We start from the raw sequence: 26,627 nt of genomic DNA, 5'->3' as shown, positions 1-26,627 counted from the left end.
CCGAGTGCTACCGTACTCGTCTCCAACGTCACTTTATATGCGTAACCTTGTAGGGATTGCCGCTGGCGTCGTACGTAATCCACTCGCCGACCTGCGCGCCCATCTGAAAATGGCCGGAACGCAGCTTGGTACCGTCGGTGCGGAACCATTCCCAGTATCCGTCGAGTTCGCCGTCGCGTATTGTGCCACGCGCTTTCACCCTGCCGCTCTTGTGGTAGTCGATGCGCTCCTTGCGTTCCGACATCGTCACTCCTTACCGCGCCAGCCCCGGCGCTTCCTGGCCGGTGCGTTCGACGTATTCGGTGTAGCCGCCGCCGTAGACGTGCGGGCCTTCCGGCGTCAGTTCCAGCACGCGGTTGGTGAGCGCGGCCAGGAAGCGCCGATCATGCGAGACCAGCAGCATCGCGCCTTCATAGTTCGCCAGCGCCTCGATCAGCATTTCCTTGGTTGCCATGTCGAGATGGTTGGTGGGCTCGTCGAGCACGAGGAAATTGGGCGGATCGTACAGCATCTTCGCCATCACCAGACGCGCCTTCTCACCGCCCGACAGCACGCGGCACGGCTTCTCGACATCGTCACCCGAGAAGCCGAAGCAACCGGCAAGCGTGCGCAGCGCGCCCGTGCCTGCCTGCGGGAAGGTGTATTCCAGCTCTTCAAACACTGTGCGTTCGCCGTCGAGCAGGTCCATCGCGTGCTGGGCGAAGTAGCCCATCTTCACGCTGGCGCCGATGTTGACGCTGCCTTTATCGGGTTCCGATGTTCCCGCCACCAGCTTCAGCAGCGTTGATTTACCGGCGCCGTTGACGCCCAGAATGCACCAGCGTTCGCGCCGACGCACATGGAAGTCGAGCCCGTCATAGATCGTGAGCGCACCGTAGCGTTTGTCGACGCCCTTGATGGAAACGACATCTTCGCCCGAGCGTGGCGCCTGCTGGAATTCAAACTTGACCGCCTGACGGCGCTTCGGCGGCTCGACGCGCTCGATCTTCGCGATCTGCTTGACGCGGCTTTGCACCTGCGCGGCGTGCGATGCGCGCGCCTTGAAGCGCTCGATGAACTTCAGCTCCTTGGCCAGCATCGCCTGCTGACGCTCGAACTGCGCCTGCTGCTGCTTCTCGCTGATCGCGCGCTGCTGCTCATAAAATTCGTGATCGCCGGAATAGGATGTCAACGAACCGCCGTCGATCTCGACGATTTTGCTGACGATGCGATTCATGAACTCACGGTCGTGCGAGGTCATCAGCAGCATGCCGTCATAGTTCTGCAGAAACTGCTCCAGCCAGATGAGGCTTTCGAGATCCAAGTGGTTGCTCGGCTCGTCGAGCAGCATTGCATCGGGCCGCATCAGCAGAATGCGCGCCAGCGCTACACGCATCTTCCAGCCGCCGGAAAGCGCGCCGACATCGCCGTCCATCATCTCCTGCGTGAACGACAGGCCGCCCAGAACTTCGCGCGCGCGGCTCTCAAGCGCGTAGCCGCCCAGTTCCTCGAAGTGGCCCTGCACGTCGCCATAGCGCTCGATGATTTGCTCCATCTCATCGGCGCGGTCGGGATCGGCCATTGCGGCCTCAAGCTCTTTCAGCTCCTCCGCCAGCTCGCTGACCGGCCCTGCGCCGTTCATCACCTCAGCGACAGCGCTGCGGCCGGACATTTCGCCCACGTCCTGGCTGAAGTAGCCGATGGTGATGCCGCGGTCGGTGGAGACCTGGCCCTCGTCCGGCTGCTCCTGCCCCGCGATTATGCGGAACAGCGTGGTCTTGCCGGCGCCGTTCGGACCCACCAGACCGATCTTCTCGCCCCGATTGAGCGCCGCCGAAGCCTCGATGAACACGATCTGATGGCCGTTCTGCTTGGTAATGTTGTCGAGACGAATCATGTGCGGCGTGGCCCTTGGGATCAGCGTTTGCGCTTCGCATAATGTTTGGGTTTCGCATAATCCATGCGGCGGCCCGGGGAAAGGGCATGCGGCAATTGCGGGGCGATGAGCCCCCTGCGACGATACTTAACGCCGCCCTCGCGGGGCGCTAAAATGCCGAAGACGCGGCGGCAACTGCCCCGCACTCCGGGGGAACCATGCGCCTTAAAATCCATCAGCTCGGCGAGCTGTTCGGCATCCTGCTGCTGCTGAGCTCAACGGCCATGCAGCTGTTCTATCTCGAACCGATGAAGCGCCAGATCGAGTGGCGGCTGGCGGCATTCACCGCGCAGCAGAATGCCCAGGTGCAGTTGCGCGAGAGCTTTACCAACCAGATCACGTTACTGCAGCAGATGAATGCCGCGCCGGACGTGATCGCCGGGACGGAAGCAAGGCGCGACGAAATCTTCGCCAAGTATCGCAACTCGGACGCCGACATTTCCGACTACATGCTCGAAAATGAGCGGGTCGAAGGCTATCTGGAGATTGTCGTGATTGTGCTGTTCGGGCTGGGATCGCTGCTGGCGGGACTTGGGCGCACATTCGATATGATGGCCGCGCGCAAGGCCGCAGGAGAATAACCTCCGATTGATTGCAACCGCCACTGTGTTTGCGGCGTTTCAGCCGGTGTGGTGCAGCCGACGCAAATTTGGCCATGAAGTGGCGTCACAAAACTCGAAATAAAAAAGGATCAACGCCGATGGTGCGCAATATCATGTGGGCGGTCATAGCCGCCATTCTGCTTGCCTCCCCTGCCCTTGCTCCGCAGGCCAAGGCCGCGTCGGCGCATGAAATCGATGTCGATGTCGACGCCACGCTGGACCGCTTCTTTCACAGCGTGCGGGGCGCGCGGGAACTGGCGCACAAATCCGTTGGTATCCTGGTGTTCCCGTCAGTGGTGAAGGCTGGCTTCGGAATCGGTGGCGAATATGGCGAAGGCGCGCTGCGCATCGGCGGACGTACGGTCGACTACTTCAACACCGTTTCAGCTTCGGTCGGGTTTCAGCTCGGCGTGCAGGAGCGCTCCGTCATCATCATGTTCATGACACCGGAAGCGCTGCAGCAGTTCCGCCGCACCAAGGGCTGGAAGGTTGGCGCGGATGCTTCGGTTGCCGTCATCACCGTCGGCATTGGCGGATCGATTGACACCAACAAAATCACCAGCCCGGTTATCGGCTTCGTGCTCGATCCGAAGGGCCTGATGTACAATCTGACGCTGGAAGGCTCGAAGATCAGCCGCATCCGGCCGCGCTAGGCGGTTCGCCGGACCGGGCGAAGCGCATTTTTACCAATGCGCGGCGCAGCTAAACATAATCATTCAGTGCAAATAGCGTGGTGACCGCTTGCCGGCTGCCGCGCTCCAGCGATCATTAGCCGATGTGGGCCATCCCGATTCGGCGCGTGAAAACGCATGGACCTCAGCACTGATCCCGCCGTGCCGGATCGCGCCACGGCACCGCAGTTCAGCGACAGCGCACCGGGCTCAGCGACGCCTGATATTCTGTGTGCAGGACTCGACCTTGTGTTGGCCTGCCCCTTCAATTCACAGCCGCACGGCGCCGAGACGATGTTCGCCAATGCGGGCAATCGGTTCTGGCCGACAGCGCACGAGGCCGGGCTTATCCCGCGACGTTATTCAGCGAACACGATCAGTCGCCTGCCGGAGATCGGCATGGGCGTTCTGTTTCTTCCAAGCGTCGATCGTGATGCTGGCACCAGCGGCAAAGCCAAAGTCAGCGCCCGGGACATAACGCAATTCAACGACAAGCTGCTGCGATTCCGGCCGCGCGCCTGCGCATTTGTCGGCAAGCACAGCGCCAGCATCTGGCTGCAGCGCAGCCCTGCACGCTTGCAGTACGGCCGGCAGCCACAGCGGCGTGACGGCATCGGCTGCGAAATTTTCGTGCTGCCGCCGACAATGACTTCAGCGCGCCGCTACTGGAATGCCGAGCCGTGGCATCAGCTCGCAAGCTGGATAGCCGACACCCGGCCCTGGCGTTTCTGATGCAAACGTTGCACAGACGCCCGCATGTCCAAAACGTAACTTTGCAGACGGCGAAAAGCGTGGCAGCCTGCAAGCGTGGTTCAACAATTGAAAGGAGGTGATCCGATGTCGAGTGGGATCTTGAGGACGGCGATGTCGTGGTCGCTCGGGTTCAAGCCGGATTTACCTCTGGTGAGCGCCTGAAGCGCAGCGGCCAGGAGCAGCCGATACTGCCCCGCCGCCGAAGTCTCACGGAGGCCGTCCCTCGGGGCGGCCTCTTTGTTTTTTAGCGCCGTAATACGGCGCGGTTTTCACCCCATTGAGCACCTGCTTTGAGAGCAAGGGGGCGCGTGAACCGGCAATCTACCTGCCCGCGATCCGCTGCCCCCCCCCGCGATCCGCTTCGGCGCGCCCCTAAATGCCGTGCATCCGCAAGCCAGCTCAGCCCCTTGCCGCTCTCCATTCGGGCTCCTAAATGGTCGGTCACCCACCTTAGAGCGTGGTCGCCTTTCATCCCAATCGCGACGCGCTCTAACATTTGATGAGACCGATGATGCACGCCTCGGGACTATCAGGCTCCGAAGCGATCATGGCCTAAGGAGCTTCCCAGATGTCTCAGACGCGCGCGGACCAGCGATCCGATCTCTTCGATCCTGTCGAACTGGGGCCGTATCGGCTCGCCAACCGGATTGCGATGGCGCCACTGACCCGCTCTCGCGCCACCGACGACGGCGTACCCGGCGAGCTTCAGGCTATCCACTACGCCCAGCGCGCGTCTGCCGGGCTCATCATCAGCGAGGCCACGAATATTTCGCCGCAAGGCAAGGGCTACATCCGCACGCCGGGCATCTGGTCGCCGGAGCAGGTGGCTGGATGGAAGCTGACCACCAAGGCCGTGCATGACAACGGCTGCCGCATCTTCCTGCAGCTCTGGCATGTGGGGCGTATATCGCATCCCGATCTTCAGCCGGGCGGGCAGCTCCCCGTTGCGCCCAGCGCCGTCGCGCCGGAAAATCAGCAGGCTTACACTGCCGAGGGCTTCAAGCCGATCGGCACCCCGCGCGCGCTGAAAACCGACGAGATTGCCGGCATCGTCGCGGACTATGCCCATGCCGCCAAATGCGCGCTTGAAGCTGGTTTTGACGGAGTCGAGATCCACGCAGCGAACGGCTATCTGCTGCAGCAGTTTCTGTCCGACAAGACCAACAAGCGCACCGATCAATATGGCGGCTCGATAGAAAACCGGACACGCATCGTGCGCGAGGTGGTGGATGCGGTCACAAAGGTATGGGGCGGCGATCGCGTCGGCATCCGCATTTCGCCGCTGACCAAATTCGGCGACATCGGCGATTCAGATCCAGAACCGCTGTATCTGTCGCTCATTGAAGAGCTTAATCCATACAATCTCGCCTATCTGCACGTCATCGAAGGCGATACCGGTGGCGACAGAAACCCGCCGGGTGGCTTTGATCTGCAGAAACTGCGCCGGGCGTTCAACGGCCTCTTCATGGCCAACAATAACTACACATTGGAACTCGCCATCAAGGCACGTGAGGAAGACCTCGCCGACATCATCTGCTTCGGACGGCCGTTCATTTCCAATCCGGATCTGGTCGAGCGTCTGCGGTCCGGCGCGCCGCTGGCGGAGGCAGATCCCAACACGTTCTATGCCGGCGAAGAGCGCGGCTATATCGACTATCCCGCATTGACGCCGACATCCGCGTAACCGCTCGCCGACGACACCGGAGCGGCGCCGACGCGCCGCCCGGTTATTTCAGGTCGTGATCTCAGGTTAGATCAGCAGATGCGGGCGACGACGTTTCAAGCGCGCGCACTCCAATGCACATCGCCACGGCGGCAACGCCGAGCGTTCCGATCAACCACACCTGCCACATGCCATAGCTGGAGGTCAGGACGGCTGCCGTCAGCGAGAAAGTGGCCAGCGCATAGCGCTGCACCCGCCGCTCCAGCCGGGCAATCGCAGACAGGATTGCCAACCCGATCGCCGCCAGCAGCACCGCACCGACAGCACCCAGCTCGAACCACGTCTGCAAGTACATATTGTGCGCGTGGATCGACAGCCTATGCGGCCAGCGGTCGTTGCCCACGATCACTGCGGTCTTTTCCAGCTCAGGGCCGATGACACGCGTCATGTTCGCACCGACGCCGAACCAAGGATTTTCGAATGTTTTTTCCGCTGTGTATTTCCAGATGATCAGACGCGCCTGCACCGACGAGCCAAGAGCATCGATCTGTTGCAGGTTGGCCTTGTAGGCGCCCAGCGCCAGCGGAATAACCGCGAAGCAGGCAATGAGCCATCCTGCCGCCACGCACCGCCGCGCCCATAGCAGCGACCGGGAAGCGATTGCGAACACGATGACACCCGCGATCAAGGCAAGCTGCGAAGCCGCATGGTTAGAAAGCGTGATGGCAGCGGCAGCGATGACGAACAGGGCAACGGCTGCGTAGAAATTCATGGGACGTCGCCAGACGCCCAGAACCGCCGCGATGGCTGGCCAGAGATAGACACCGACACCGGTCAGGTTGCGCACCAGATCGTTGGGCTCGATCTCGATCAGCGCACCTTTGTCCCAGTAAAAATATTCAACCGGTTTGAGTTGCCCCGGCTGAAACCCAAGGGAATTGAATACTGCGATCTTGATCGCCTGTTCGCTGAGATGCTCCTCCAGCAGGAACAGCGTTCCGATCACCACGCCCAGGAAAACGCCCTCGCCCATATGGATGATGTTGGCGCGCGTTTCCTGACGGATCAGGGAGCACATCATCCAGACTGCCGCCACCGTTCCCGCAGCTAGCGCGGCCTTTTCCAATGGCATTGCCGGCACGTCGGCCCATGTGGCGCTGAGAAATACGTAGCTGACAAAAAGCGCCAGTGTTGCCGTGACGGGACCGGGGCGGAATTGTTGCATATAGATGTCGCGGCGCAGAAAGGCCGAGACCAGAAAGCCAAGCGCCACGATCCAGAATGTGACAGCCAACGTCCGCGGACTGATGAGCGCCGCAACTACCGCCACCATGAGGAGCGTGCCGAGCGCAATGCCGCGGCAACGCTGGCCTAGGTCAACACCACCCGTTTCATTCGAAAACACTGAACTTCCCCCAAGGTAACCCCGGCTGGCCCCGGGCTTCCCGCGAGCCGCAGCTTCTTACCACGGAGTGGCGAGGGATAGGCAAGTCTGCGCAGAGCCTGTCCCCATGGCACGTAGGGGGCCGGCAATCGATCAATTGTTAAGCTCAATTGCATTACGGTCGCACCCAAACATCGCAGCGGCGCCCGGACATGGCAGCGGCGCTGGTGGGGCGACGGGTCAACGGAATGCATAATTTGAAAATACGCACAGGCGGATGGCTCGCAGTCGCAATGCTTGGTCTGGCAGCGGCCGGATGCAGTGACAGCAACACCTATCAGCCCCCGCCCCCCGCCGAGGTTACAGTCGCGCAGCCAGAAAAGCGCAACGTAACGCTGTATATGGAATTCACCGGCAACACGGTGGCCTACAATCGCGTCGACCTCGTGGCGCGCGTCCAGGGCTTCCTGGAAAAGGTGGGCTACAAGGACGGCGATCAGGTCAAGAAGGGCGATCTGCTGTTCCAGATCGACAAGACCGATTACGAAATCGCGCTGCAAATTGCGCAGGCGACGGTTGCCCAGCAAGACGCGCTGCTGTTGCAGGCGGAAGCGGATCTGAAGCGCAAGCGCGATCTGGTCAAGACTTCGGCCGTCTCCGTGGCGCAGGTCGACGATTCACTTGCCAAGCGGGATTCCACCGCGGCGGCACTGGCACAGGCCAAGGGCCAGCTGGAGCAGGCAAAGACCAACCTAGCATACACCACCATCGTCGCCCCGTTCGACGGCGCGGTCACCGCGCGTTTCGTCGATCCCGGTGCGATGGTCGGCGCCGGTGAGCCAACCAAATTGGCAACGATCGTCCAGCAGAAGCCGATCTACATCAACTTCAACATCGACGAGCAGCAGGTGCTGAACGTGCGCGAGCAATTGCGCGAGGCTGGTGTGACGCTGGAAGAGCTGGGGCCGATTCCGGTCGGGATCGGCGTGCAGACGGAAACTGGCTATCCGCATACCGGAACACTGAACTACGTGGCGCCGGAAGTGGATGCCTCGACCGGAACGCTGGCGGCGCGCGCTATCTTCAAGAACGACGGCATCATTCTGACGCCCGGCATGTTCGTGCGCGTGCGCATCCCGAAGCAGAAGGACGTGCCCTCACTGCTGATCCCCGATGTGGCGCTCGGCAACAGTCAGGAAGGCCGCTACGTTTTGGTGGTCAACGACAAGAACGTCGTCGAGCAGCGTCTGGTTGAAACCGGCGACACCATAGACGGCGGCCTGCGCATCATCACCGGCGGCCTGAAGCCTGACGACCGGGTTATCGTCGGCGGGCTGATGCGTGCACTGCCCGGCAACACCGTGGTGCCCGTCTCCAGAACCGCAGGCGCCGATGGTTCCGGTCCGGAAATCCCAGTGCCCAAGGAAGCCGTCGGCGGCAGCAAAAGCGGCGCGAACGGCAGCTCTTCATCATCATCGACGAAAAGCACTGAGCCCGCACGCGGCGCAGACAGCAAGACCGTGGAGAGCAACCTTCCGGTGAAGAAGGAGGCCGCGGACGCCGCGGCTGATAGTTCCGACGCTCAGACAAAATCGAAAGCCAAGAGCGCGGGAACGCGGGGCCAATGATCGCCAAATTCTTTATCGACCGGCCCATCCTCGCCAACGTGATCGCGATTTTGATCGTGATCTTAGGCCTCGTTTCACTCGTGCGACTGCCGGTTGCGCAATATCCCGATATCGTTCCGCCGACCGTTGTTGTTACCGCGCGCTATCCCGGCGCAACGGCCGCAACTGTTACGCGCGAAGTGGCCCTGCCGATCGAGCAGAAGGTCAACGGCGTCGAAAACATGATCTACATGTCGTCGCTTTCGACCAGCGATGGCCAGTACACGCTTACCGTCACTTTCAAGATCGGCACCGATGCCGACAAGGCCCAGATCCTGGTGCAGAACCGCGTTTCTGCCGCGCTGCCTTCGCTGCCGGAGGCGGTGCAGAAACAGGGCGTACAGACCAACAAGAAATCGACGTCGATCCTTGAGATCGTGTCGCTGACATCGCCGGACGGGAAGTTCGACAGCCTGTTCCTGTCGAACTTCGCCACCATCAACATCGTCGACGAGTTGGCCCGTCTCGATGGCGTTGGCAGCGTCTCGGTGTTCGGCGCCGGCGAATATGCCATCCGCATCTGGCTCGATCCGCAAAAGCTGCAAGCCCGCGGTCTTGTTCCGCAGGATGTCAGCGAAGCGGTCAATCTGCAAAGTCGATCGACCAGCGCCGGACAGGTGGGCTTGCCACCTGTGCCGATGGGGCAATCGTTCCAGTATTCCATCAATATTCACGGCAAGCTCGACGACGTTTCCGAGTTTGAAAACATCATCGTCAAGACCGACAAGGGCGGCCGCATAACCCGGCTGAAGGATGTCGCGACGGTAGAGCTTGGCGCACAGCTTTACAGCCAGTCGTTCAAGCTCGACGGCAAACCCTCAGCCGGTGTCGCGATCTACCTGCTGCCGGAAGCGAACGCGCTCGATGTTGCCAAACGCGTCGAAGAGCAAATGACAAGGCTTGCCAAGTCGTTCCCGAAGGGAATGGACTGGGTGGTGCCATTCGACACGACGAAGTTCGTTTCGTCCGCCGTCAACGACGTTTATCACACGCTGATCGAAGCGGCGTTGCTGGTGCTGGTTGTCATCCTGGTGTTCCTGCAGGACTGGCGCGCCACGCTGGTGCCCGCAACTACGGTTCCCGTTACCATCATCGGTGCGTTTGCAGCCATGGCGCTGCTCGGATTCTCGGTGAACCTTTCAACGCTGTTCGCCATCATTCTCGCCATCGGTATCGTGGTCGATGACGCGATCATCGTTGTTGAAGGTGCCGCCAAGCATATCGAGCGTGGGCTAACGCCCCACGACGCCGCCGTGAAGGCCATGGACGAGTTGCTGGGCCCGATCATCGGCATCACGCTGGTGCTGATGGCAGTGTTCATTCCCGCCGCGTTCCTGCCCGGTCTTTCCGGCCAGATGTATCGCCAGTTCGCTCTCGTCATTGCCGCTACGGCGATCATCTCCGCCATCAACGCCATGACGCTGAAGCCGACCCAGTGCGCGCTGTGGCTGCGCCCGGCAACGCCGCCGGAGCAGCGCAACGTGCTGGCACGTGGCTTCAACTATGTTTATGGCAAGCTCGAAAATGCATACACGGGCCTGATCGCGCGCATGGTGCGCCATGCAGGCCTTATGACGCTGATCGTTGCGGGCCTTGTCGCGCTGGCAGTGTATAGCCTCAGCCGCGTCCCAACAGGCTTCTTGCCGATTGAAGACCAGGGCTACTTCATCGCCGTGGTGCAGCTTCCCGAAGGCGCTTCGCTGGAACGCACCACGCGCGCGATGGACGATGTCAGCGCCCGTCTGCGAAAGCAGCCCGGCGTTGAGCATGTCGTTTCGATCGGCGGCATCGCTGCGCTGAACGACAGCGCCAGCCTTTCGAGCGCCGGCGTTGCGTACGTTGTTCTGACCGACTGGGACAAGCGCGGCGAGGGTCAGGATCTGCTGAGCCTCTATCATGCGCTCTCCGCGCGGGTGAACGACATCCCCGATGGCACCGCCCTCGTCATTCCGCCTCCGGCCATTCAGGGCATCGGCAACGTCTCCGGTGCAACGATGAAGGTGCAGCTGCGCGATGGCTCGTTCGACTATGCCAAACTGCAACGGCTGGCCGAGGCAATCTCAAGCCGCGCTGGCGATCAGTCGATGATCCAGTCGGCCACCAACACCTTCAAAGCCGACGCACCGCAGATCAACGTCGAGATCGACCGTATAAAGGCCGAGACGCTCGGAGTGCCGCTTGGCAATGCGCTCGACACGCTCTCGACTTACATCGGTTCGAGCTACATCGGGCAGTTCAACAAGTTCGGCCGCGTGTTCCAGATCTATGTGCAGGCCGATGCCGCCGCGCGCATCGACCCGGAAAGCCTGCAATATCTTCAGGTGCGTAATAACGAAGGCAACATGGTGCCGCTGGGCACGATGGCAAAGATCACCACCATTGCCGGGCCGTCTGTCATCAGCCTCTATAATCTTTATCCGGCTGCAACCGTCGTCACCAACACCGCTCAGGGCTATTCATCCGGCCAGGGCATGAACATGCTGGAGCAGATAGCCAACGAAACGCTGCCGACGGATGCAGGCTTCGAATGGACAGCGATGTCCTATCAGGAGCAGGAAGTCGGCAATCAGATCTACATCATCTACGGGCTGAGCCTGTTGCTGGTTTATCTCGTTCTTGCTGGCCAATATGAAAGCTGGTTCGCGCCGGCAACGGTCATCGCATCGGTGCCGCTGGCATTGCTTGGAACAGCCGGCACACTGATCGCACTGGGTGTGCCGAACAACCTCTACACCCAGATCGGTCTCATCCTGCTGATCGCGCTATCGAGCAAAAACGCCATCCTCATCGTCGAGTTTGCGCGCGAATTGCGTCACGAAGGCAAAGGCTTGCTGGAGGCGGCAACGGAAGCTGCACGCTCGCGCTTCCGTCCGATCCTGATGACGTCGTTTGCATTTATCCTTGGCGTCGTGCCGCTGGTACTTGCCGACGGAGCCGGTGCAAACGCGCAGAAGTCGATCGGCATCGCGGTGCTGTCCGGCATGCTTGCATCAACGCTACTCACCGTGACTTTTGTGCCTTCAGTGTTTGTCGTTCTGCAACGCCTGGAAGAATGGTTCAGCAGTCGCAAGCAAACGCGTGATGAAGCTTCCGCACACAGCGCAGTTTCGTGATCGCTATCAACAGCAATCACTCTTGATTTTCCTGACGGAGGGTCCAATCTCCTAGTGCCGCCGCTTTCCAGTGTTGGACTTAAATAAAATTGCTGGCTGTTGGCGGAACCTCCGCGCCCCTATGCGGGTTGCACCGTTGGCTAATAAAATAACGTGCAGCACAAGCCTAAGGAGTGAAAGCGATGCGTCTTGGAACGACAGCGTTCGTTGCAACGGTTCTCGCCGGTTTCTTCTATGTCACAATCCCTAGCGCGTCGGCTCTCCCCTCCGCGTCGCGCGCAGACATCGTCGGAAAAACCGCCACCAGCACCGCCGAAGAAGTGCGCTACCATCGGCGTAAGTATCGCGGCTACCGCGGCTACTATGGTGGCCCGCGTTATCGCCCGTACCGTTACTATGGTGGCCCGCGCTACTATCGCCCGTACCGCTATGGCGGATACGGTCCGCGGTATTACCGCCGCCCGGGTTTTGGAATCTATCTCGGTTTCTGATCCCCAACATTGCAAAGCTTAGCGCGAGGCCTTCGGGCCTCGTTTGCTTTTGTGACAAGTCTTTTACAGCATCAGACTTTTATGGCCGGCATCAAGCAGTGCTGGTATCTGCCGCGCGGTCCTGCGCCTGGCAGGGCGAACTACGCTTCGGATAAAGGGCCCATCAGCCTGCCCCGACCGGTCTAACCTGCCCGTTCCGCTGCCTCAGCCCTGCCGCGCGCGCCAGCCCGCCTGCGGGGCGTTGCCGCTCTGGACCATGACAGGGCACCATGCTACAGGCGCGCAATGACGAGGCTGTTCCGAGGCACAGAATTACGACGAGGTCGCACCTTCCGCGTGCGTTGACCTTGCCTGACCCTTCGCCATCCCAGTAGCCGTTCCGCGCCGTTCCCTACCATCCAGCGCGGATTGCCCGGAATTCCCCAATGCCAGCCAGTGCGTCATCCAACGTCATGACATCCAGCGTCGTCGATCGTCCCATGACTGCCGCCGATTTCCCGCTCGTCTCGCGACTGCACGCGGAAGCATTTGGGCCGGGCCGATTTGCACGCACGGCATACCGCGTACGCGAAGGCACCAACGATCTGTCGCGCTATTGCCGCGTGGCGATGCTGGGCGACCGGACGATTGCGGCGGTCGGCTTCACACCGATCACCATCGGCGGCAAGCCCGGTGCGCTGCTGCTTGGTCCGCTGGTGGTCCATCAGGATTTTACCGACCGTGGCCATGGTACGCGGCTGATCCTGCAGGCGATGGATGCAGCCCGCGCGGATGGGCTGGAGCTGATGCTGCTGGTGGGTGATGAGCCCTACTATGGCCGCTTTGGATTCCGCGCCGTGCCGATGGGTCAGATCCGCCTTCCCGGCCCGGTCAATCCGCAGCGGCTGCTGGCGGCTGAACTGCAGCCCGACGCACTTTCCCGTTTCAGTGGCGCCATCGCCGGCCAACGCAGCTAGAGCGTTTGCGATCCGATAGAACCGGATCGCACGCCGTAGTCTGTTTTATTGGCCGCATTTTTTTGCGACGAACCGGTGTCCACTTCGTCGGAAAATGCTCTGATGACCTGACGCAACGGGCACGGTTAAGCTGTGCCGAACTGTCAGCCGCTGCGGGGATTGAGGACGATGGACAGGCGCGAGCTTTTAACAGGCGCGGGCGCGCTCTTTTCTGCACACGTCATTTCTACAACGGCAGTGGCTGAGGCACGGTCGGGTGCCACCATGACACCGGCCACGGAAGCCGATATCCGGTTCATGCAGCTTGCCGTCGATCAGGCCAAGCTTGGCGACTATCCGTTCGGCGCAGCCATCGTGCGCGACGGCCATGTGCTGGCGCTGGCGCACAACCGCACCCGCAGCAACGGCGATCCAACCGCGCACGCGGAGATGATGGCGATCCGCACCTTTCTGCAGGAACATCGACCGGAGGATCTGCGCGCCACCACGCTTTATGCATCCGGCGAGCCCTGCGTGATGTGCATGGGGGCGATCATCTGGAGCGGCATCAAGCGGCTGGTGTTCGCCGCCTCCATAGCCGAGCTTGCTGCCAGCATCGGGCAGATCGACATCACCGCGCGGCAGATCGCCGACGCAACGCCATTTACATCCATAGAGATTACCGGCGGCGTTCTGGCGGGTGAGGCGATGCGGTTGTTTCAGGCGCCAACGCCCTAGAGCGCGATCGCCGTTTTTACAAAGCGGCGGCACGCAGGTAAATCGCGGGCGCCATTGCAATCGATGATGCGGGAACCCAGCGCTGCAGTTGCGGGTTTAATTCACACATCGCAAATTTGGAGAAACTCATGGGACGCAGCATTTTTCTGTGGCTGCTCGGCGTGCCGATCAGCGTCATCGTTCTGATGCATCTTTTTGGCGTGCTCTAGCGCGATCGTGCCCTTCGCCCTGATCGCTTCGTTTATCGAGCGAGGGAACCAAAGCCTGCAGGCTGCGTTTCATCTGCGGAAACGCGCCTCGCTCCCTCCCCCTCCCCCCGAGGTGCAGATCCACCATTTAGTGGGACACCCACAGCGCGATATGCGCCGTGTGGTGTCCTTTTTTTTTGCACGCCCAATCGGATTGAAACCCCACCGTCGCGCCTTTACGCTCATGTGGATTTTTCAGGTCCGGAGACCAACACCATGGCGGGTGCTTTCGCGAGCGGTGGATGCCTTTGTCGCGCGGTGACATTCACGGTCGCGGCGCCGCCGACTGTCATGTCGCAATGTTGCTGCACCGACTGCCAGCATATTTCCGGCGCCGGGCACCTTTCCATCGCCCGTTTCAAGCGGGGCGACCTGGAAGTGTCGGGACAGCCGAAAACCCATTCGATGACGGCTGACAGCGGCAACGCGATAACACGCTATTTCTGCCCTGACTGCGGCAGCCGGTTGTTCAGCGAAACCACCGGGCGGCCCGGCATCATCGGTATCGTTGCAGGTGCATTCGACGACAACAGCTGGTTCAAACCAGACATGGTCATTTTCAAGGGCTCGCAGCCGGTCTGGGACATCACGAGCTGCGATGTCCCCTGCTACGAAACAATGCCGCCACCAACCTGACCTCTGTGCGTCAGTAGACGCCTCAGTCGGCGAACGGATCTTTCATCAGGATGGTGTCGTCGCGCTCAGGGCTGGTCGAGAGCATCGTCACCGGACGCTCGATCAGTTCCTCGATATAGCGCACGTACTTCACCGCCTGCGCGGGCAGTTCGCTCCACGAGCGTGCACCCTGGGTCGACTGCGTCCAGCCCGGCAGCGTCTCATAGATCGGCTGCACGCGTGCCTGCGCATCGCTCTCGGCCGGCAGCACGTCAATGCGTTCGCCGTCGAGCATGTAGCCGACGCCGACCTTCAGCTCATCGAAGCCATCCAGCACGTCGAGCTTGGTCAGTGCGATGCCATCGACACCAGCGATCTTGAGCGTCTGGCGCACCAGCGCGGCATCGAACCAGCCGCAGCGGCGCTTGCGCCCCGTGACGGTGCCGAACTCGCGGCCACGCTCGCCGATGCGCGTGCCGATCTCGTCGGTCAGTTCGGTCGGGAACGGACCCGAGCCCACACGCGTGGTGTAAGCCTTGGCGATGCCCAGCACGTAACCGATGCTGCGCGGGCCCATGCCCGAGCCAGTGGCCGCCTGCGCCGCAACCGTGTTCGACGAGGTGACGAACGGATAGGTGCCGTGGTCGATATCGAGCAGCGCGCCTTGCGCGCCCTCAAACAGGATGCGCTTACCGGCGCGACGCTCGCGATCCAGCAGCTCCCAGGTGACATCAACAAACGGAAGAATTTTCGGTGCGATCTCCGTCAGCTGAGCCATCAGCTCCGACTTGGAAATCTCCGGCTGCGACAGGCCACGCCGCAGCGCATTGTGGTGCACCAGCAGGCGGTCGATCTTGTCGCTCAGCGTCGTCAGGTTGCGCAGGTCCTGCACGCGAATAGCGCGGCGGCCAACCTTATCTTCATAAGCCGGCCCGATGCCGCGCCCCGTGGTGCCGATCTTGCCAGCGCCAGCAGCTTCCTCGCGCAGCGCATCCAGTTCGCGGTGCAGCGGCAGAATAAGCGTCGCGTTCTCGGCAATGCGCAGGTTGTCGTGATTGACCACCACACCCTGGGCGCCAAGCTTCTCGATCTCGGAGCACAGCGCCCACGGATCAACGACAACACCGTTGCCGATCACGCCCAGCTTGCCCGCGCGCACAACGCCCGAAGGCAGCAGTGACAGCTTGAAGGTCTTGTCGCCTATGACGAGCGTATGGCCAGCGTTATGACCGCCTTGGAACCGCACCACGACATCGGCACGCTCCGAGAGCCAATCAACAACCTTACCCTTGCCTTCATCGCCCCACTGGGCGCCGACAACCGCTACGTTCGCCATTTATAGCCCCACTCGCAACGAAGCCCCGGAAGTTAGCGCCGGGGCCTACCGGGGGCTTATAGCGCAGATTCGCCGTTGCCAACCCCTTCCAGGGTGCAATCGGGGTGATCTGGCGCTTCTGTCGCCCCAATTTCCGCATTTTTGCAGCCGGGAAAGGGCCTGTGCCCCTGGCCACCGGCCGCTCGGGCAAGGCGGAGGCCCTGCCCGCCGCTCAGACCCTGTCGGCGTTAACGGTATATGATCGCGCGGGCGCCCGGCCAGATCACGCGATAGCCAAACTCGATCTGGCGTTCTTCCTCCGGCCCAAGCTTCGACTCGAAGGCGATGACCCCGCGCTTACCGTCGACATCCCGCTTCGTCGGCTGCGCCGGACCCAGCATCTCGACCTTGATGTCATCGTTGCGCGACACCGGCACCTGATCCAGCACGACCAGTTCAACCGCACGCTCATGCATATTCCGGACCGTGATGCGGAAATTGCGGCTGTCGGTGCGCGCCGATGAAATCAGCCCGGTCTCGCCGCGCTTTTCTTCAGCCACCGTATGGCGCACGCGAACCAGATCGTCGGCACCAAAGCCAAGCTCGTGCGGCTCACCCGGCGACAGCACCGGCAGCGAGCCCGTGCCGACAAAGGTGCCATCCCGGAACAGAGACACATCTCCCTGCAGCACCGGTGCACCCTTCGGCAGCGTCAGCTTGGCATAGAGGTAAGCTTTGGCGTCGGCCTTAGGCACCGTGCGCACAGCCAGAACCGGCTCGATGTTGTCCTGTTGCAGCAACACGCGCTTGGACTCGCCCGTTGCCGGCACGGCCAGGCGTCCGGGCACGGAGAATATCGCCTGGAACGGCGCTGCTTCCACAGCTGCCCGTTGCTCAGCGACCTCCAGCATCACCGGCGCAGCTTCCGCCATCACCATATCGTCTGCCGGCCCGGCGCCACCAACACGCTGCCGTTGCTGAACGGCTGCCCGTCGATCATATGACGCAGTTGGCGCAGGCATCGCGGCCGGCCGCGGCGGCAGATCGGGCTCAAAATCGACGAACGTGGAATTGATATCCGGCGCAGCGGCATTTGCTGTCGGACGCGTCGTCGACAGATGCAGCGCAATGTTGCTCCAGTCCTCACCGGTCCGCTGCACGATATCGGCGCGGCGGGTCAATTCCAGCTTGGCCGGATCGGTCTTGGAACCGGTTGAAAGCCGGGCATCGTAACGCGGTGTCCAGCCCGCGTTCTGCACCTGATATTTGATCGTCAGATCAGCTTCCAGCGGTGCTTCAGCCACGACATGCACCGTCACCTCGGTCTGCTCCGTGCGTCCCGGTGCCAGCGCCAGCAGCTTCTTTTCCAGATCCTCAATGCGACGGTCGAGATCGCGGCGCTTCACCTCGACATCCACCGCAAGTTTCTGCGCATCGGTCATGCCCGAGCCAATCAGCGCCAGCACCTGGGTCCAATCGGTAGCGGGCACCGCAGCGCCGCCTGTAGCAGGCGTTTCGGCAGAACCCTGCGGACGCGCGGGAAGCTGTGCCAGATTCTGCAGCAGCGCCTTCTGCGTCTGCGCAGCATCTTCCTGTCCCTGCAGCAGCCCGCGCTCATCGCGCAGTCGCTCGATCTGATCGTCAAGGCTCTTGCGCTCGGCCTGCAGCGCTTCCTGATCAGCGCGCGGAATATATCGGCGACGCGTATCGACCGACTGAATGTCAAGCCCCGCTGTCGCCTTGCCATCGACGCGAATTGAGCTCGCCACCGCTTCGGCCGGCAGATCGTTGAAGACAAGCGTATGCTCGCCCTTGCTCAACGGAAGACGCGCTGTTCTTGTCGCTTCAGCGCCGGACGGAAACACCGTGACCGATTCAATGTGGGAATTGACCTGCGTGTCGGCGAACAGCGGCGCCGGAAAAACGACGGCACTAGACACGGCAACGATGGCGGCGAGCTTGCGCATGGGAACACTATTCCTTGCTTGCATTGCTTGGCTTGCATGCTGGCTTTCGCCTTGCTTGTTTCGAGGCCAGCAATGGCATCGGCAAGACCTGCGCCGGGCAAGACGAGTGGCGGCCGTTCACGTCTGAATTATGACAACCGCGCCTTAGTTTGGATGGCACGCCTCAGTTTGGACGGGCGGCGTGGCGACAGCTTCAGTCCGTACCACGAACCTGCGCATATGCCCACTCCAGCCACGGAATGAGCGCCTCAACGTCACTGCGTTCTACTGTAGCGCCGCACCAGACACGCAGCCCCGCCGGTGCTCCGCGATAGGCACCTATATCGTAGGCGACGCCTTCGCTTTCGAGCAGGCTGACGATCCCATCGGTGATACGCTGCTCCGCGCCGGGCCCTTCCCCTGCATCGGTAAAGCGCATGCAAACCGATGTATTGGAACGCGTTGCCGGATCGACCGCAAGATTGGCGATCCATGGTGTGCGCGCGATCCAGTCAAACAGCACAGCGGCATTGGCGTCGGCGCGTGCACACAGCGCATCGAGACCACCGACGCTGTCTGCCCATGCCAGCGTATCGAGATAATCCTCAACGCACAGCATCGACGGCGTGTTGATTGTGACGCCCGCGAAAATATCGTGCTGCAGCCTGCCGCCCTCTGTCAACCGGAACAGCTTCGGCACCGGCCACGACGGGCGATGATTTTTCAGGCGCTCGATTGCGCGCGGCGACAGCACGATCATGCCGTGCGCAGCTTCTCCGCCTAGAATTTTCTGCCAGGAGAACGTAGCGACATCCACCTTTGCCCAGTCGATACGCTGCGCGAACAGCGCCGATGTTGCATCGACGATGGTGAGGCCCTTGCGATCGGCCGCAATCCACGCACCATCGGGCACTCGCACACCGGCGGCCGTGCCGTTCCATGGCAGGATGACATCGCGATCGAAATCGACGGCAGCGAGGTCGGGCAGATGGCCATAGTCGGCGGCCAGCACACGCGCATCGGCAATCTGCAATTCGGCAATGATGTCACGCACCCAGCGATGGCCGAAATCTTCCCACGCCAGCACATCAACGCCGCGCGCGCCGAGAAGATTCCACAGCGCCATTTCAAAGGCGCCGGTGTCGGAGCCCGGCACTATCGCAACACGATAATCATGCGGAAGTTGCAACAGCGCGTGGGTTTTATCGATGGCCAGCTTCAACCGCTGCTTGCCCACCGGGGAGCGGTGCGAGCGGCCGACAAGCGCACCGCTGAGCGCATCCAGCGACCATCCTGGACGCTTGGAACACGGCCCGCTGGAAAAATGCGGGTTGGCTGGCCGCAGCGTTGGCTTGGATAAGCCGCCCATGGCAGACGCGATCCTCGACTGATCCGGCACGCTTAGGCGCGCACCACGAAGCGATTTCACATCACAACGCTCTATGACCCGCCGCGAGCAACGTCAACTAAGACCAGAAAAGCGAAAGGGCGGCACAGGGCCGCCCTTTCTAACGCAAAACTCAGCGCCGGTTAATTGACATAAAACCTGAGACCAGCGCGGATCTGATGTTCATTGAGGCTGCCGAACTCAACCGTCGATGCATAGTTCGGCGCGGAGCTGACGCTCGGGCCGCCGACATGCAGGAAGCGGTAGTTCACGTCCAGCGCCCAGAACGACGAAAACTCGTAGGTGAAACCAACCATCGCGGTACCGGCAAACTGCACCTGCGTGCTGCGGTCTCCGGTCGAGAACGAGCCTCCGGGCGTTGCCGTTGTGTAGTCGATGTTCCGCGTGCCCTGATTGACCGCAAAGCCAAGACCGCCACCGATGTAAGGCGTCCAGGGTGTGCCGGTGCGAATATCGTAGTAGGCGTTGAGCATGAGGATGGTGGACATCCACTTCGTGCGATCGACGCCGGTTGTCGCGTTGTTAAATGCATCGAGGCCGGACACCGTCTGCTTCGTGCTCATGATCGAATGCATGTCGACCGTGAGATCGGTGCGGAAGTACGGACCCCACACATAGCCCACACCGACGCCGCCGGTGAAAGATGGCTCGAAGCTGTCCGACCGAGTCGATGTGCCCAAAACCTGCTGCGCAAGGTTGGCGCCAAGCACGTTGACCGAGGGCGAGCCGCCGAAGCCAGCCGCGAAATCACCGCGGAAGTACCATTCGGCTTCGTAAACCGGCACCGGAATGGGTGCAGGCACGGGCGTGCGGATGCCCGATGGATTGATGCCGTTGGAATAATATGGGTCGCCGTCTGCCAGCGCCATCGAAGCCATCGGGGCGATCATGCCAACGCCGACGGCCAAGGCGAGCGAAATTCTTTTCAGGGCACGGTTCATGTGCGTCGATCCTTGCTTGACGGCTGGCTGGCTTGAAGCCTCGCTCAACGTCCAACTCTGCTTTTAAAGCTACTGCTCGTCCGACCGGGACGAACGATCACGCGTAAGCAAAACAGGAAATCGAACTGGAGACTTTCAGGCGGCCACAATCGACGCGGGCCGCGCACGCCGGGCTGTCGCGATGAACAGCCCGGCGTCACGCTAGTTTGTGTGCGGCGCTGAGGGATGCGCCGCGCAGTCTTACTTCACAGGAGCGTAAGCAACGGTTTCGCGCTGCAGCTTGTAGCGAACACCGAACAGCAGGTCGTTCGACGTGATGTTCTTAATGTGATGCCCGGCGTAGCTATCGCTTCCGTCATAAGCGACAACCGTTCCGCTCTGCGCTGAGCCGAGGTCCGTGTAGCGGTACGACAGATCGATCGCCATCTGTGGCGTCACGTCGTAGCTCACACCTGCATGGAGAGCCCACGCGAAGTTGGTCGTCGTCTTATCGCCGCCGAACGCGACGCCATTAAAGCGACCGTTGACGTCTTTCAGACCCTCGACACTAATGGTCGCAAAGCCGATACCGGCGCCGATGTAAGGCGTGAAGCCGCACCAGTTGCCCATGTCGATATAGGCGTTGGCGAGGCCGAGCCAGCTCTTGATATCGGCAGTGTATTCGTTCGTGTAATTGAAGCCCGTGTAGTAGTCATGAGCGAAGAACGCTGCGTCGCCGCGGTATTCACCGGTCAGATCGAAGCGCAGCCAGTGGCGCGCCTGCCAGCCGACGCCGATGCCGTACAGCGGGCTCGACTTGATGTCCTTGTGATGCACGCGGACATTATCTGTATCGTAATACTCGTTCCACATGCCACCCACATCCGGATTGGCCTGGCCAACATAGCCCTTGAAGTAGATGCCGCGATCGGACGGCGGCGGCGGCGGCACGTCATAGCCACCCTTCAGACCACCTTCGTATCCGCCATTATAAATGTCCGCGGCAGAGGCCGGAGCGCACAGGGCGAGCACGAGGGCTGAGCCGAGCGCGGCGCCAAGCGCGTAGGAACTGCGATTGGTATTCATGTTACTTCCCCTTCGAAATCGTCATGCCAACCCGTAGGCCGGCGCTCGTCTGGCGAACGCGCAACGTGCTCGGATAGCGACTATGGGGAAGAAGGTTTAAAGGACACTTAATCGCCGTTTCGGTTTGAAACAAAACCGTCGGCCATGGTGTTAACGAAGTGTAAACGGCGGCCCTGCCGTATTATTCAGCGCGCGGACATCGAAACGGAAATGCCCCGCCGAAGCAGGGCATCTCTATAACGTCAGCGCGATATGCTGCAAGCTGATCGATCACGCGACAGTGGCGGCCCGCACAGCTTCAACGATATCACCGACGACATTGTTGACGAGCGTTTCATCGTCGCCTTCCGCCATAACGCGGATGACCGGCTCGGTGCCGGATGGACGAATGACAAGCCGCCCGCACTTGCCGAGCTTCTTCTTGCCGGCATCGATCGCTTCAACCACGCGCGTATCCTCCAGCGGCTTGCCGCTTTCATAGCGCACGTTTTTCAGGATCTGCGGCAGCGGCTCGAAACGCTTCGTAACTTCGCTGACCGGAACGCCGGTGGAAACCACAACCGCCAGCAACTGCAGCGCCGTGACGAGGCCGTCGCCCGTGGTGGCATATTCGGACAGCACGATGTGCCCGGACTGCTCGCCGCCAACGTTGTAGCCATGCTTGCGCATGTGATCGACGACATAGCGATCGCCCACCGGCGTGCGCACCATCTCAAGGCCGATGCCCTTCAGATAACGCTCCAGCCCGAGGTTGCTCATCACCGTTGCAACCACACCGCCAGCCGTAAGCCGGCCGGTGCGGTGCCAGTTTTCGGCGATCACCGCCATGAGCTGATCGCCATCGACGATCTCGCCCTTCTCGTTGACGATCACCACGCGATCAGCGTCGCCATCGAGCGCGATGCCAATGTCGGCGCGCACTTCGCGCACTTTGTTGATCAGCGCATCGGGGGCAGTAGAGCCGCACTTGTCGTTGATGTTGCGCCCGTTGGGTTCCACGCCGATCTTGATGACCTCGGCGCCCAGTTCCCACAGCGCTTCCGGCGCCACCTTGTAGCCAGCGCCGTTGGCGCAATCGATGACGATGCGCATCCCGTCGAGCCGCAAATTCTTCGGCAGCGTGCGCTTGGCGAATTCGATGTAGCGTTCCTGCGCGCTCTCAACCCGCGTAGCGCGGCCGATGCGCCCCGCAGGCGCGAGCAGATCAGCGACGTTGCCGTCGATCAGTTCCTCGATCTCAAGCTCCGTCTCATCAGAAAGCTTGTAGCCATCGGGATCGAACAGCTTGATGCCGTTGTCGTCATAGGGATTGTGGGACGCTGAAATCATCACGCCGAGATCGGCACGCAGCGACCGCGTAAGCATCGCGACAGCCGGCGTCGGCATTGGCCCGAGCAGAAATACGTCCATGCCGACCGCCGTGAAGCCGGACATCAGCGCGGCTTCCAGCATGTAACCGGACAGACGCGTGTCCTTGCCGATCACCACGCGGTGGCGATAATTCGATTGCTGCTTCTGGAAGATCTTGCCTGCGGCCATCCCGACCTTAAGCGCAACCTCGGACGTCATGGGCGGACGATTGGCGAGCCCCCGGATGCCGTCAGTCCCGAAATAACGACGCGACATATGGATCCCCTCGGATTTGCGGTGAGACGCCTGCACCCACCATTTCTACTGAATCAAAATCAAAGACTTGAGACGCTCATTTCGAGCATACGGATGGGCCAGTACAAGCCCTTAAAGGCCGCTATCCAGCGGTCGTGCAATCAAATCAGGTTCTAACAGGTTGCAGTATAAACTCTGTGTATACCGCACGAACCTGATGACACAAATCCCGGCATAACTGCCCGTTAGCGCAGCGCCTCTGCGGTGCCGGCAATCGAAGCACGCCAGACATTCAGCGCCTGATAGGTTGCCGCAACGTCGTGGACGCGCACAATCTGCACGCCCTGCGCGGCGCCCGCCAACGCGGCCGCGATCGAGCCCGGCACCCTGTCGCGCGGATTGGGCACATCGCAGATATGGTCGATCAGCTTCTTGCGCGATGCACCCAGCAGAATGGGTACGCCCAGCGCATGATAAAGCGCCAGCGACGCCATCAACGCAACGTTGTGATGCAGATGCTTGCCAAAGCCGATGCCGGGATCGACGATCAGGCGCGCGCGCGGAATGCCCGCCTCCTCACACGCCGCGACACGTCCCTCCAGATAATCGAAAACATCGAGCACGACGTCGTCATACTGCGGGTTGTCGTTCATGGTGCGCGGATCGCCCTGCGCATGCATCAGGATCACCGGCAGCCCGGTCGCGGCGGCAATGCGCATCGCATCGGGATCGTGCGACAGCGCTGAAACATCGTTCAGGATGTCAGCGCCCGCTGCCGCCGCCTGCCGCATAACTTCAGCCTTGCGGGTGTCGATGGAGATGAGCTTGTCTGTGCGCTTTCTGAGACCTTCGATCACCGGAATAACGCGCGCGAGCTCGTCCTCGACCGGCACGTAAGCCGCGCCGGGGCGGGTCGATTCCCCGCCCACGTCCAGGATGTCGGCGCCCTCTTCGGCAAGCTGCAGCGCGTGGGCGATCGCGGCCTCCGCCTGATCGTGCAGGCCGCCATCGGAGAAGCTGTCCGGTGTGACGTTGACGATGCCCATGATGCGCGGACGGTCGAGCGCAAGGCCGGCAAGGCGCGGACGTGGAGCGGTAATGGCTTCCAGATCCTGCGCTGCCAGCAGCGTTGCGCGGCCCCAGTCGCGTTCGATGGCATCGCCCAGCGTCACGATGCGGCGCGTAATGTGCGTGCCATCGCGTTCCGCCAGTTCAACCGTCGTGAAGGACAGCGCCTGCCCGGCGAGTGGCAGCCCGGCAAAGCCTTCCTCTATGGGATCGGCGGGAGCCGGGAACAATCCGATCGGCTTCAGGTAGGTGGCGCGCTGCATGGGTGAAGGAGCCTCATTCGCAAAAAAACAAAGCGGCCGCGATGTTTGTCTCGCGGCCGCTTCTAGCGTGTTTGTACTGCTGGCGTAAACCTGAGGCTAGCCTCAGGCCGACGGAGCTGGCTCCATGCCGCCGGAAGGACGGAACCGGCCACCGGCGGTCGGCACAGCCGAACCGGCCTGATCCTTCGGCAGGTCGTCGTCATTCTTGCGGACGATCTTCTCGCCGCGCATCACAGCCTGAACTTCTTCGCCGGAGATCGTCTCGTACTCCATCAGCGCCTGCGTGATCGCCTCAAGATCCTGACGGTGCGCCTCGATCACCTCGCGAGCGGTGTTCTCGCCATCGGTGACAATGCGACGGATCTCATGGTCAATCAGGCGTGCCGTGTCTTCCGACATGTTCTGGCGCTGCGTGATCGCATGGCCGAGGAAGACCTCCTGCTGGTTCTCATTGTACAGCAGCGGGCCGAGTTTCTCGCTCATGCCCCATTCGGTGACCATCCGGCGGGCAATGTTGGTCGCCTGCATGATGTCGCTGGAAGCACCGGTATTCAGGTGCTCCTTGCCATAGATCGCCTGCTCGGCAATACGGCCGCCGAACGCCATGGCAACGCGGGCTTCGCACCACTGCTTGGAGTAGCTGAGCTTGTCACGCTCCGGCAGGTTCATCGTCACACCAAGCGCACGGCCGCGCGGAATGATGGTGACCTTGTGCAGCGGATCGCCACCCGGCACGACCAGCGATACCAGCGCGTGGCCGGCCTCGTGATAGGCGGTGGCAAGCTTCTCTTCCTCGGTCATGGCCATGGAGCGACGTTCCGCGCCCATCATCACCTTGTCCTTGGAATCTTCGAACTCCTGCTGCGTGACCAGACGCTTGTTGCGGCGTGCAGCCAGCAGTGCAGCCTCGTTGACGAGGTTGGCAAGATCGGCGCCCGAGAAGCCCGGCGTGCCACGGGCAAGCACCCGCGGATCAACGTTCGGAGCAACCGGAACCTTGCGCATGTGCACGCGCAGGATCTTCTCGCGACCGGCGACGTCGGGATTGGGAACCGTGATCTGACGGTCGAAGCGGCCCGGACGCAGCAGCGCCGGATCGAGCACGTCGGGACGGTTGGTTGCGGCGATAAGGATGATGCCCTCGTTCGCCTCAAAGCCGTCCATCTCAACCAGCAGCTGGTTCAGCGTCTGCTCGCGCTCGTCGTTGCCGCCGCCAAGGCCCGCACCGCGGTGACGGCCGACAGCGTCGATTTCGTCGATGAAGATGATGCACGGTGCATTCTTCTTCGCCTGCTCAAACATGTCGCGCACACGCGAAGCACCGACGCCGACGAACATCTCAACGAAGTCCGAACCGGAGATGGTGAAGAACGGCACGTTGGCTTCGCCGGCAATGGCGCGGGCAAGCAGCGTCTTACCGGTACCCGGAGGACCGACGAGAAGCGCGCCGCGCGGAATGCGGCCACCGAGGCGCTGGAACTTCTGCGGATCGCGCAGAAACTCAACGATCTCCTGCAGGTCGTCCTTGGCTTCGTCAACGCCTGCAACGTCCTCAAACGTGACACGGCCATGACGCTCGGTCAGCAGCTTGGCGCGCGACTTACCGAAGCCCATTGCGCGGCCCGAGCCCGACTGCATCTGGCGCATGAAGAAGATCCACACCGCGATCAGCAGCAGCATGGGGAACCAGTTGAGCAGCACGCCCATGATCGAGGGCACGTCCTCATCTGAAGGACGGGCGCGGAACTTTACGTCCTTCTTCTCCAGACGCTCAACGAGGGTAGGATCCGCCGGAGCATAGGTGGAGAAGGCAGTGCCGCCATCGCGCATGGTGCCGTAGATGCGATTGCCGGCGATGGTGGCATCCGAAACGTTGCCGTTATCGACCGCGGAGATGAATTCCGAATAGGTGATTTCACTGCCGCGACGGCTTTGGGCCGGATTGTTGAACAGATTGAACAGCGCCGCGAGCAGCACCAGAATGGCTACCCAGATGGCAAGCTTTTGAAAGTTTGAGTTCATCTCGTTCCCTGTGGAGCGCACATATGGCTCAGCCCAACCCTAACTTCAGTCCTGCACCGGACGTCCCTGCGGGTCTGCGCATCGCTTCCCGCTAACATAGGAGTGAGCCTCGGCAATGCCAAGTTACCTGTCTTTTTACACCTGCTTCGCTCCCCAGGAGCTTAACGCCGACCAACGAAAAACGCGACGGCCCAGCCGC

General features: G+C 61.5%; 22 protein-coding genes. 10 read left to right on the top strand and 12 right to left on the bottom strand.

What is annotated here, in order from left to right; all coding sequences use genetic code 11:
* Positions 1-28: 28 nt before the first annotated feature.
* Both C6Y62_RS13960 and C6Y62_RS13955 read right to left on the bottom strand, forming a co-directional pair.
* Positions 29-244, bottom strand: a complete 216-nt coding sequence (locus tag C6Y62_RS13960) for a toxin-antitoxin system YwqK family antitoxin (protein ID WP_068465011.1) — start codon at positions 242-244, stop codon at positions 29-31.
* A 9-nt stretch (positions 245-253) separates the two neighbouring features.
* Positions 254-1,876, bottom strand: coding sequence for an ABC-F family ATP-binding cassette domain-containing protein (locus C6Y62_RS13955; protein ID WP_173954443.1), 1,623 nt, complete (start codon positions 1,874-1,876; stop codon positions 254-256).
* A gap of 197 nt (positions 1,877-2,073) precedes the next feature.
* Between C6Y62_RS13955 and C6Y62_RS13950 the strand changes: the two genes are divergently transcribed.
* The 4 genes from C6Y62_RS13950 (at position 2,074) to C6Y62_RS13935 (ending at position 5,625) form a co-directional block, all read left to right on the top strand.
* Positions 2,074-2,496 (top strand): hypothetical protein, encoded by a 423-nt coding sequence (locus C6Y62_RS13950; protein WP_173954442.1) that lies wholly within the window; start codon positions 2,074-2,076, stop codon positions 2,494-2,496.
* Positions 2,497-2,615: 119 nt separating this feature from the next.
* Entirely contained in the window at positions 2,616-3,170 is a 555-nt protein-coding gene (locus C6Y62_RS13945; RefSeq protein ID WP_083509882.1) for a BPSL1445 family SYLF domain-containing lipoprotein, read from the top strand.
* A 156-nt stretch (positions 3,171-3,326) separates the two neighbouring features.
* Complete coding sequence (locus C6Y62_RS13940; protein ID WP_173954441.1) at positions 3,327-3,920, top strand: mismatch-specific DNA-glycosylase; 594 nt, start codon at positions 3,327-3,329, stop codon at positions 3,918-3,920.
* Positions 3,921-4,509: 589 nt separating this feature from the next.
* Positions 4,510-5,625 carry an alkene reductase gene (locus C6Y62_RS13935; RefSeq protein ID WP_173954440.1) on the top strand — a complete coding sequence of 372 codons (1,116 nt, stop codon included), beginning with the start codon at positions 4,510-4,512 and terminating at the stop codon, positions 5,623-5,625.
* Positions 5,626-5,686: 61 nt separating this feature from the next.
* Here C6Y62_RS13935 and C6Y62_RS16765 read toward each other — a convergent pair whose 3' ends face one another.
* Entirely contained in the window at positions 5,687-7,009 is a 1,323-nt protein-coding gene (locus tag C6Y62_RS16765; protein ID WP_173954439.1) for an O-antigen ligase family protein, read from the bottom strand.
* 236 nt (positions 7,010-7,245) lie between these two features.
* On the opposite strand from C6Y62_RS16765, the gene C6Y62_RS13925 reads away from it, so the two are divergent.
* The 5 genes from C6Y62_RS13925 to C6Y62_RS13905 all read left to right on the top strand — a co-directional run bounded on the left by C6Y62_RS13925 (position 7,246) and on the right by C6Y62_RS13905 (position 13,932).
* On the top strand, positions 7,246-8,616 hold the full coding sequence (locus C6Y62_RS13925; protein ID WP_246274739.1) for an efflux RND transporter periplasmic adaptor subunit: 1,371 nt from the start codon (positions 7,246-7,248) through the stop codon (positions 8,614-8,616).
* Positions 8,613-11,768, top strand: a complete 3,156-nt coding sequence (locus tag C6Y62_RS13920; protein ID WP_173954437.1) for an efflux RND transporter permease subunit — start codon at positions 8,613-8,615, stop codon at positions 11,766-11,768. The genes C6Y62_RS13925 and C6Y62_RS13920 overlap by 4 nt, the downstream gene beginning before the upstream one ends.
* A 182-nt stretch (positions 11,769-11,950) precedes the next feature.
* Positions 11,951-12,259: a hypothetical protein gene (locus C6Y62_RS13915; RefSeq protein ID WP_173954436.1), complete on the top strand. Its 309-nt coding sequence runs from the start codon at positions 11,951-11,953 to the stop codon at positions 12,257-12,259.
* A gap of 425 nt (positions 12,260-12,684) precedes the next feature.
* Entirely contained in the window at positions 12,685-13,215 is a 531-nt protein-coding gene (locus tag C6Y62_RS13910) for a GNAT family N-acetyltransferase (protein WP_338074346.1), read from the top strand.
* A gap of 264 nt (positions 13,216-13,479) precedes the next feature.
* Positions 13,480-13,932, top strand: a complete 453-nt coding sequence (locus C6Y62_RS13905) for a nucleoside deaminase (RefSeq protein ID WP_246274737.1) — start codon at positions 13,480-13,482, stop codon at positions 13,930-13,932.
* Between the two features lie 16 nt (positions 13,933-13,948).
* Here the strand turns inward: C6Y62_RS13905 and C6Y62_RS13900 are convergent, their stop codons facing one another.
* Positions 13,949-14,110, bottom strand: a complete 162-nt coding sequence (locus C6Y62_RS13900) for a hypothetical protein (protein ID WP_173954435.1) — start codon at positions 14,108-14,110, stop codon at positions 13,949-13,951.
* Between the two features lie 286 nt (positions 14,111-14,396).
* On the opposite strand from C6Y62_RS13900, the gene C6Y62_RS13895 reads away from it, so the two are divergent.
* Positions 14,397-14,816 carry a GFA family protein gene (locus C6Y62_RS13895; RefSeq protein ID WP_173954434.1) on the top strand — a complete coding sequence of 140 codons (420 nt, stop codon included), beginning with the start codon at positions 14,397-14,399 and terminating at the stop codon, positions 14,814-14,816.
* Between the two features lie 22 nt (positions 14,817-14,838).
* On the opposite strand, the gene C6Y62_RS13890 is transcribed toward C6Y62_RS13895, so the two are convergent.
* The 8 genes from C6Y62_RS13890 to ftsH all read right to left on the bottom strand — a co-directional run bounded on the left by C6Y62_RS13890 (position 14,839) and on the right by ftsH (position 26,428).
* Complete coding sequence (locus C6Y62_RS13890; RefSeq protein WP_173954433.1) at positions 14,839-16,131, bottom strand: adenylosuccinate synthase; 1,293 nt, start codon at positions 16,129-16,131, stop codon at positions 14,839-14,841.
* Positions 16,132-16,358: 227 nt separating this feature from the next.
* Positions 16,359-18,077, bottom strand: a complete 1,719-nt coding sequence (locus C6Y62_RS13885) for a mucoidy inhibitor MuiA family protein (protein ID WP_246274735.1) — start codon at positions 18,075-18,077, stop codon at positions 16,359-16,361.
* Positions 18,078-18,270: 193 nt separating this feature from the next.
* Entirely contained in the window at positions 18,271-19,425 is a 1,155-nt protein-coding gene (locus C6Y62_RS13880; RefSeq protein WP_173954431.1) for a phosphoserine transaminase, read from the bottom strand.
* Positions 19,426-19,586: 161 nt separating this feature from the next.
* Positions 19,587-20,405, bottom strand: coding sequence for an outer membrane protein (locus C6Y62_RS13875; RefSeq protein WP_173954430.1), 819 nt, complete (start codon positions 20,403-20,405; stop codon positions 19,587-19,589).
* Between the two features lie 240 nt (positions 20,406-20,645).
* Complete coding sequence (locus C6Y62_RS13870; protein ID WP_173954429.1) at positions 20,646-21,470, bottom strand: outer membrane protein; 825 nt, start codon at positions 21,468-21,470, stop codon at positions 20,646-20,648.
* Positions 21,471-21,740: 270 nt separating this feature from the next.
* Positions 21,741-23,096, bottom strand: a complete 1,356-nt coding sequence (glmM, locus tag C6Y62_RS13865; RefSeq protein WP_173954428.1) for a phosphoglucosamine mutase — start codon at positions 23,094-23,096, stop codon at positions 21,741-21,743.
* A 224-nt stretch (positions 23,097-23,320) separates the two neighbouring features.
* A complete protein-coding gene (gene folP / locus C6Y62_RS13860; protein WP_173954427.1) occupies positions 23,321-24,406 on the bottom strand; it encodes a dihydropteroate synthase in 1,086 nt (361 codons plus the stop codon).
* 102 nt (positions 24,407-24,508) lie between these two features.
* Complete coding sequence (ftsH, locus tag C6Y62_RS13855; RefSeq protein ID WP_068465075.1) at positions 24,509-26,428, bottom strand: ATP-dependent zinc metalloprotease FtsH; 1,920 nt, start codon at positions 26,426-26,428, stop codon at positions 24,509-24,511.
* Positions 26,429-26,627 lie beyond the last annotated feature (199 nt).

The organism is Hyphomicrobium sulfonivorans (genome assembly GCF_013306565.1).
GTDB lineage: Bacteria > Pseudomonadota > Alphaproteobacteria > Rhizobiales > Hyphomicrobiaceae > Hyphomicrobium_A > Hyphomicrobium_A sulfonivorans.
This window is presented reverse-complemented; position numbering and strand designations above follow the sequence as displayed.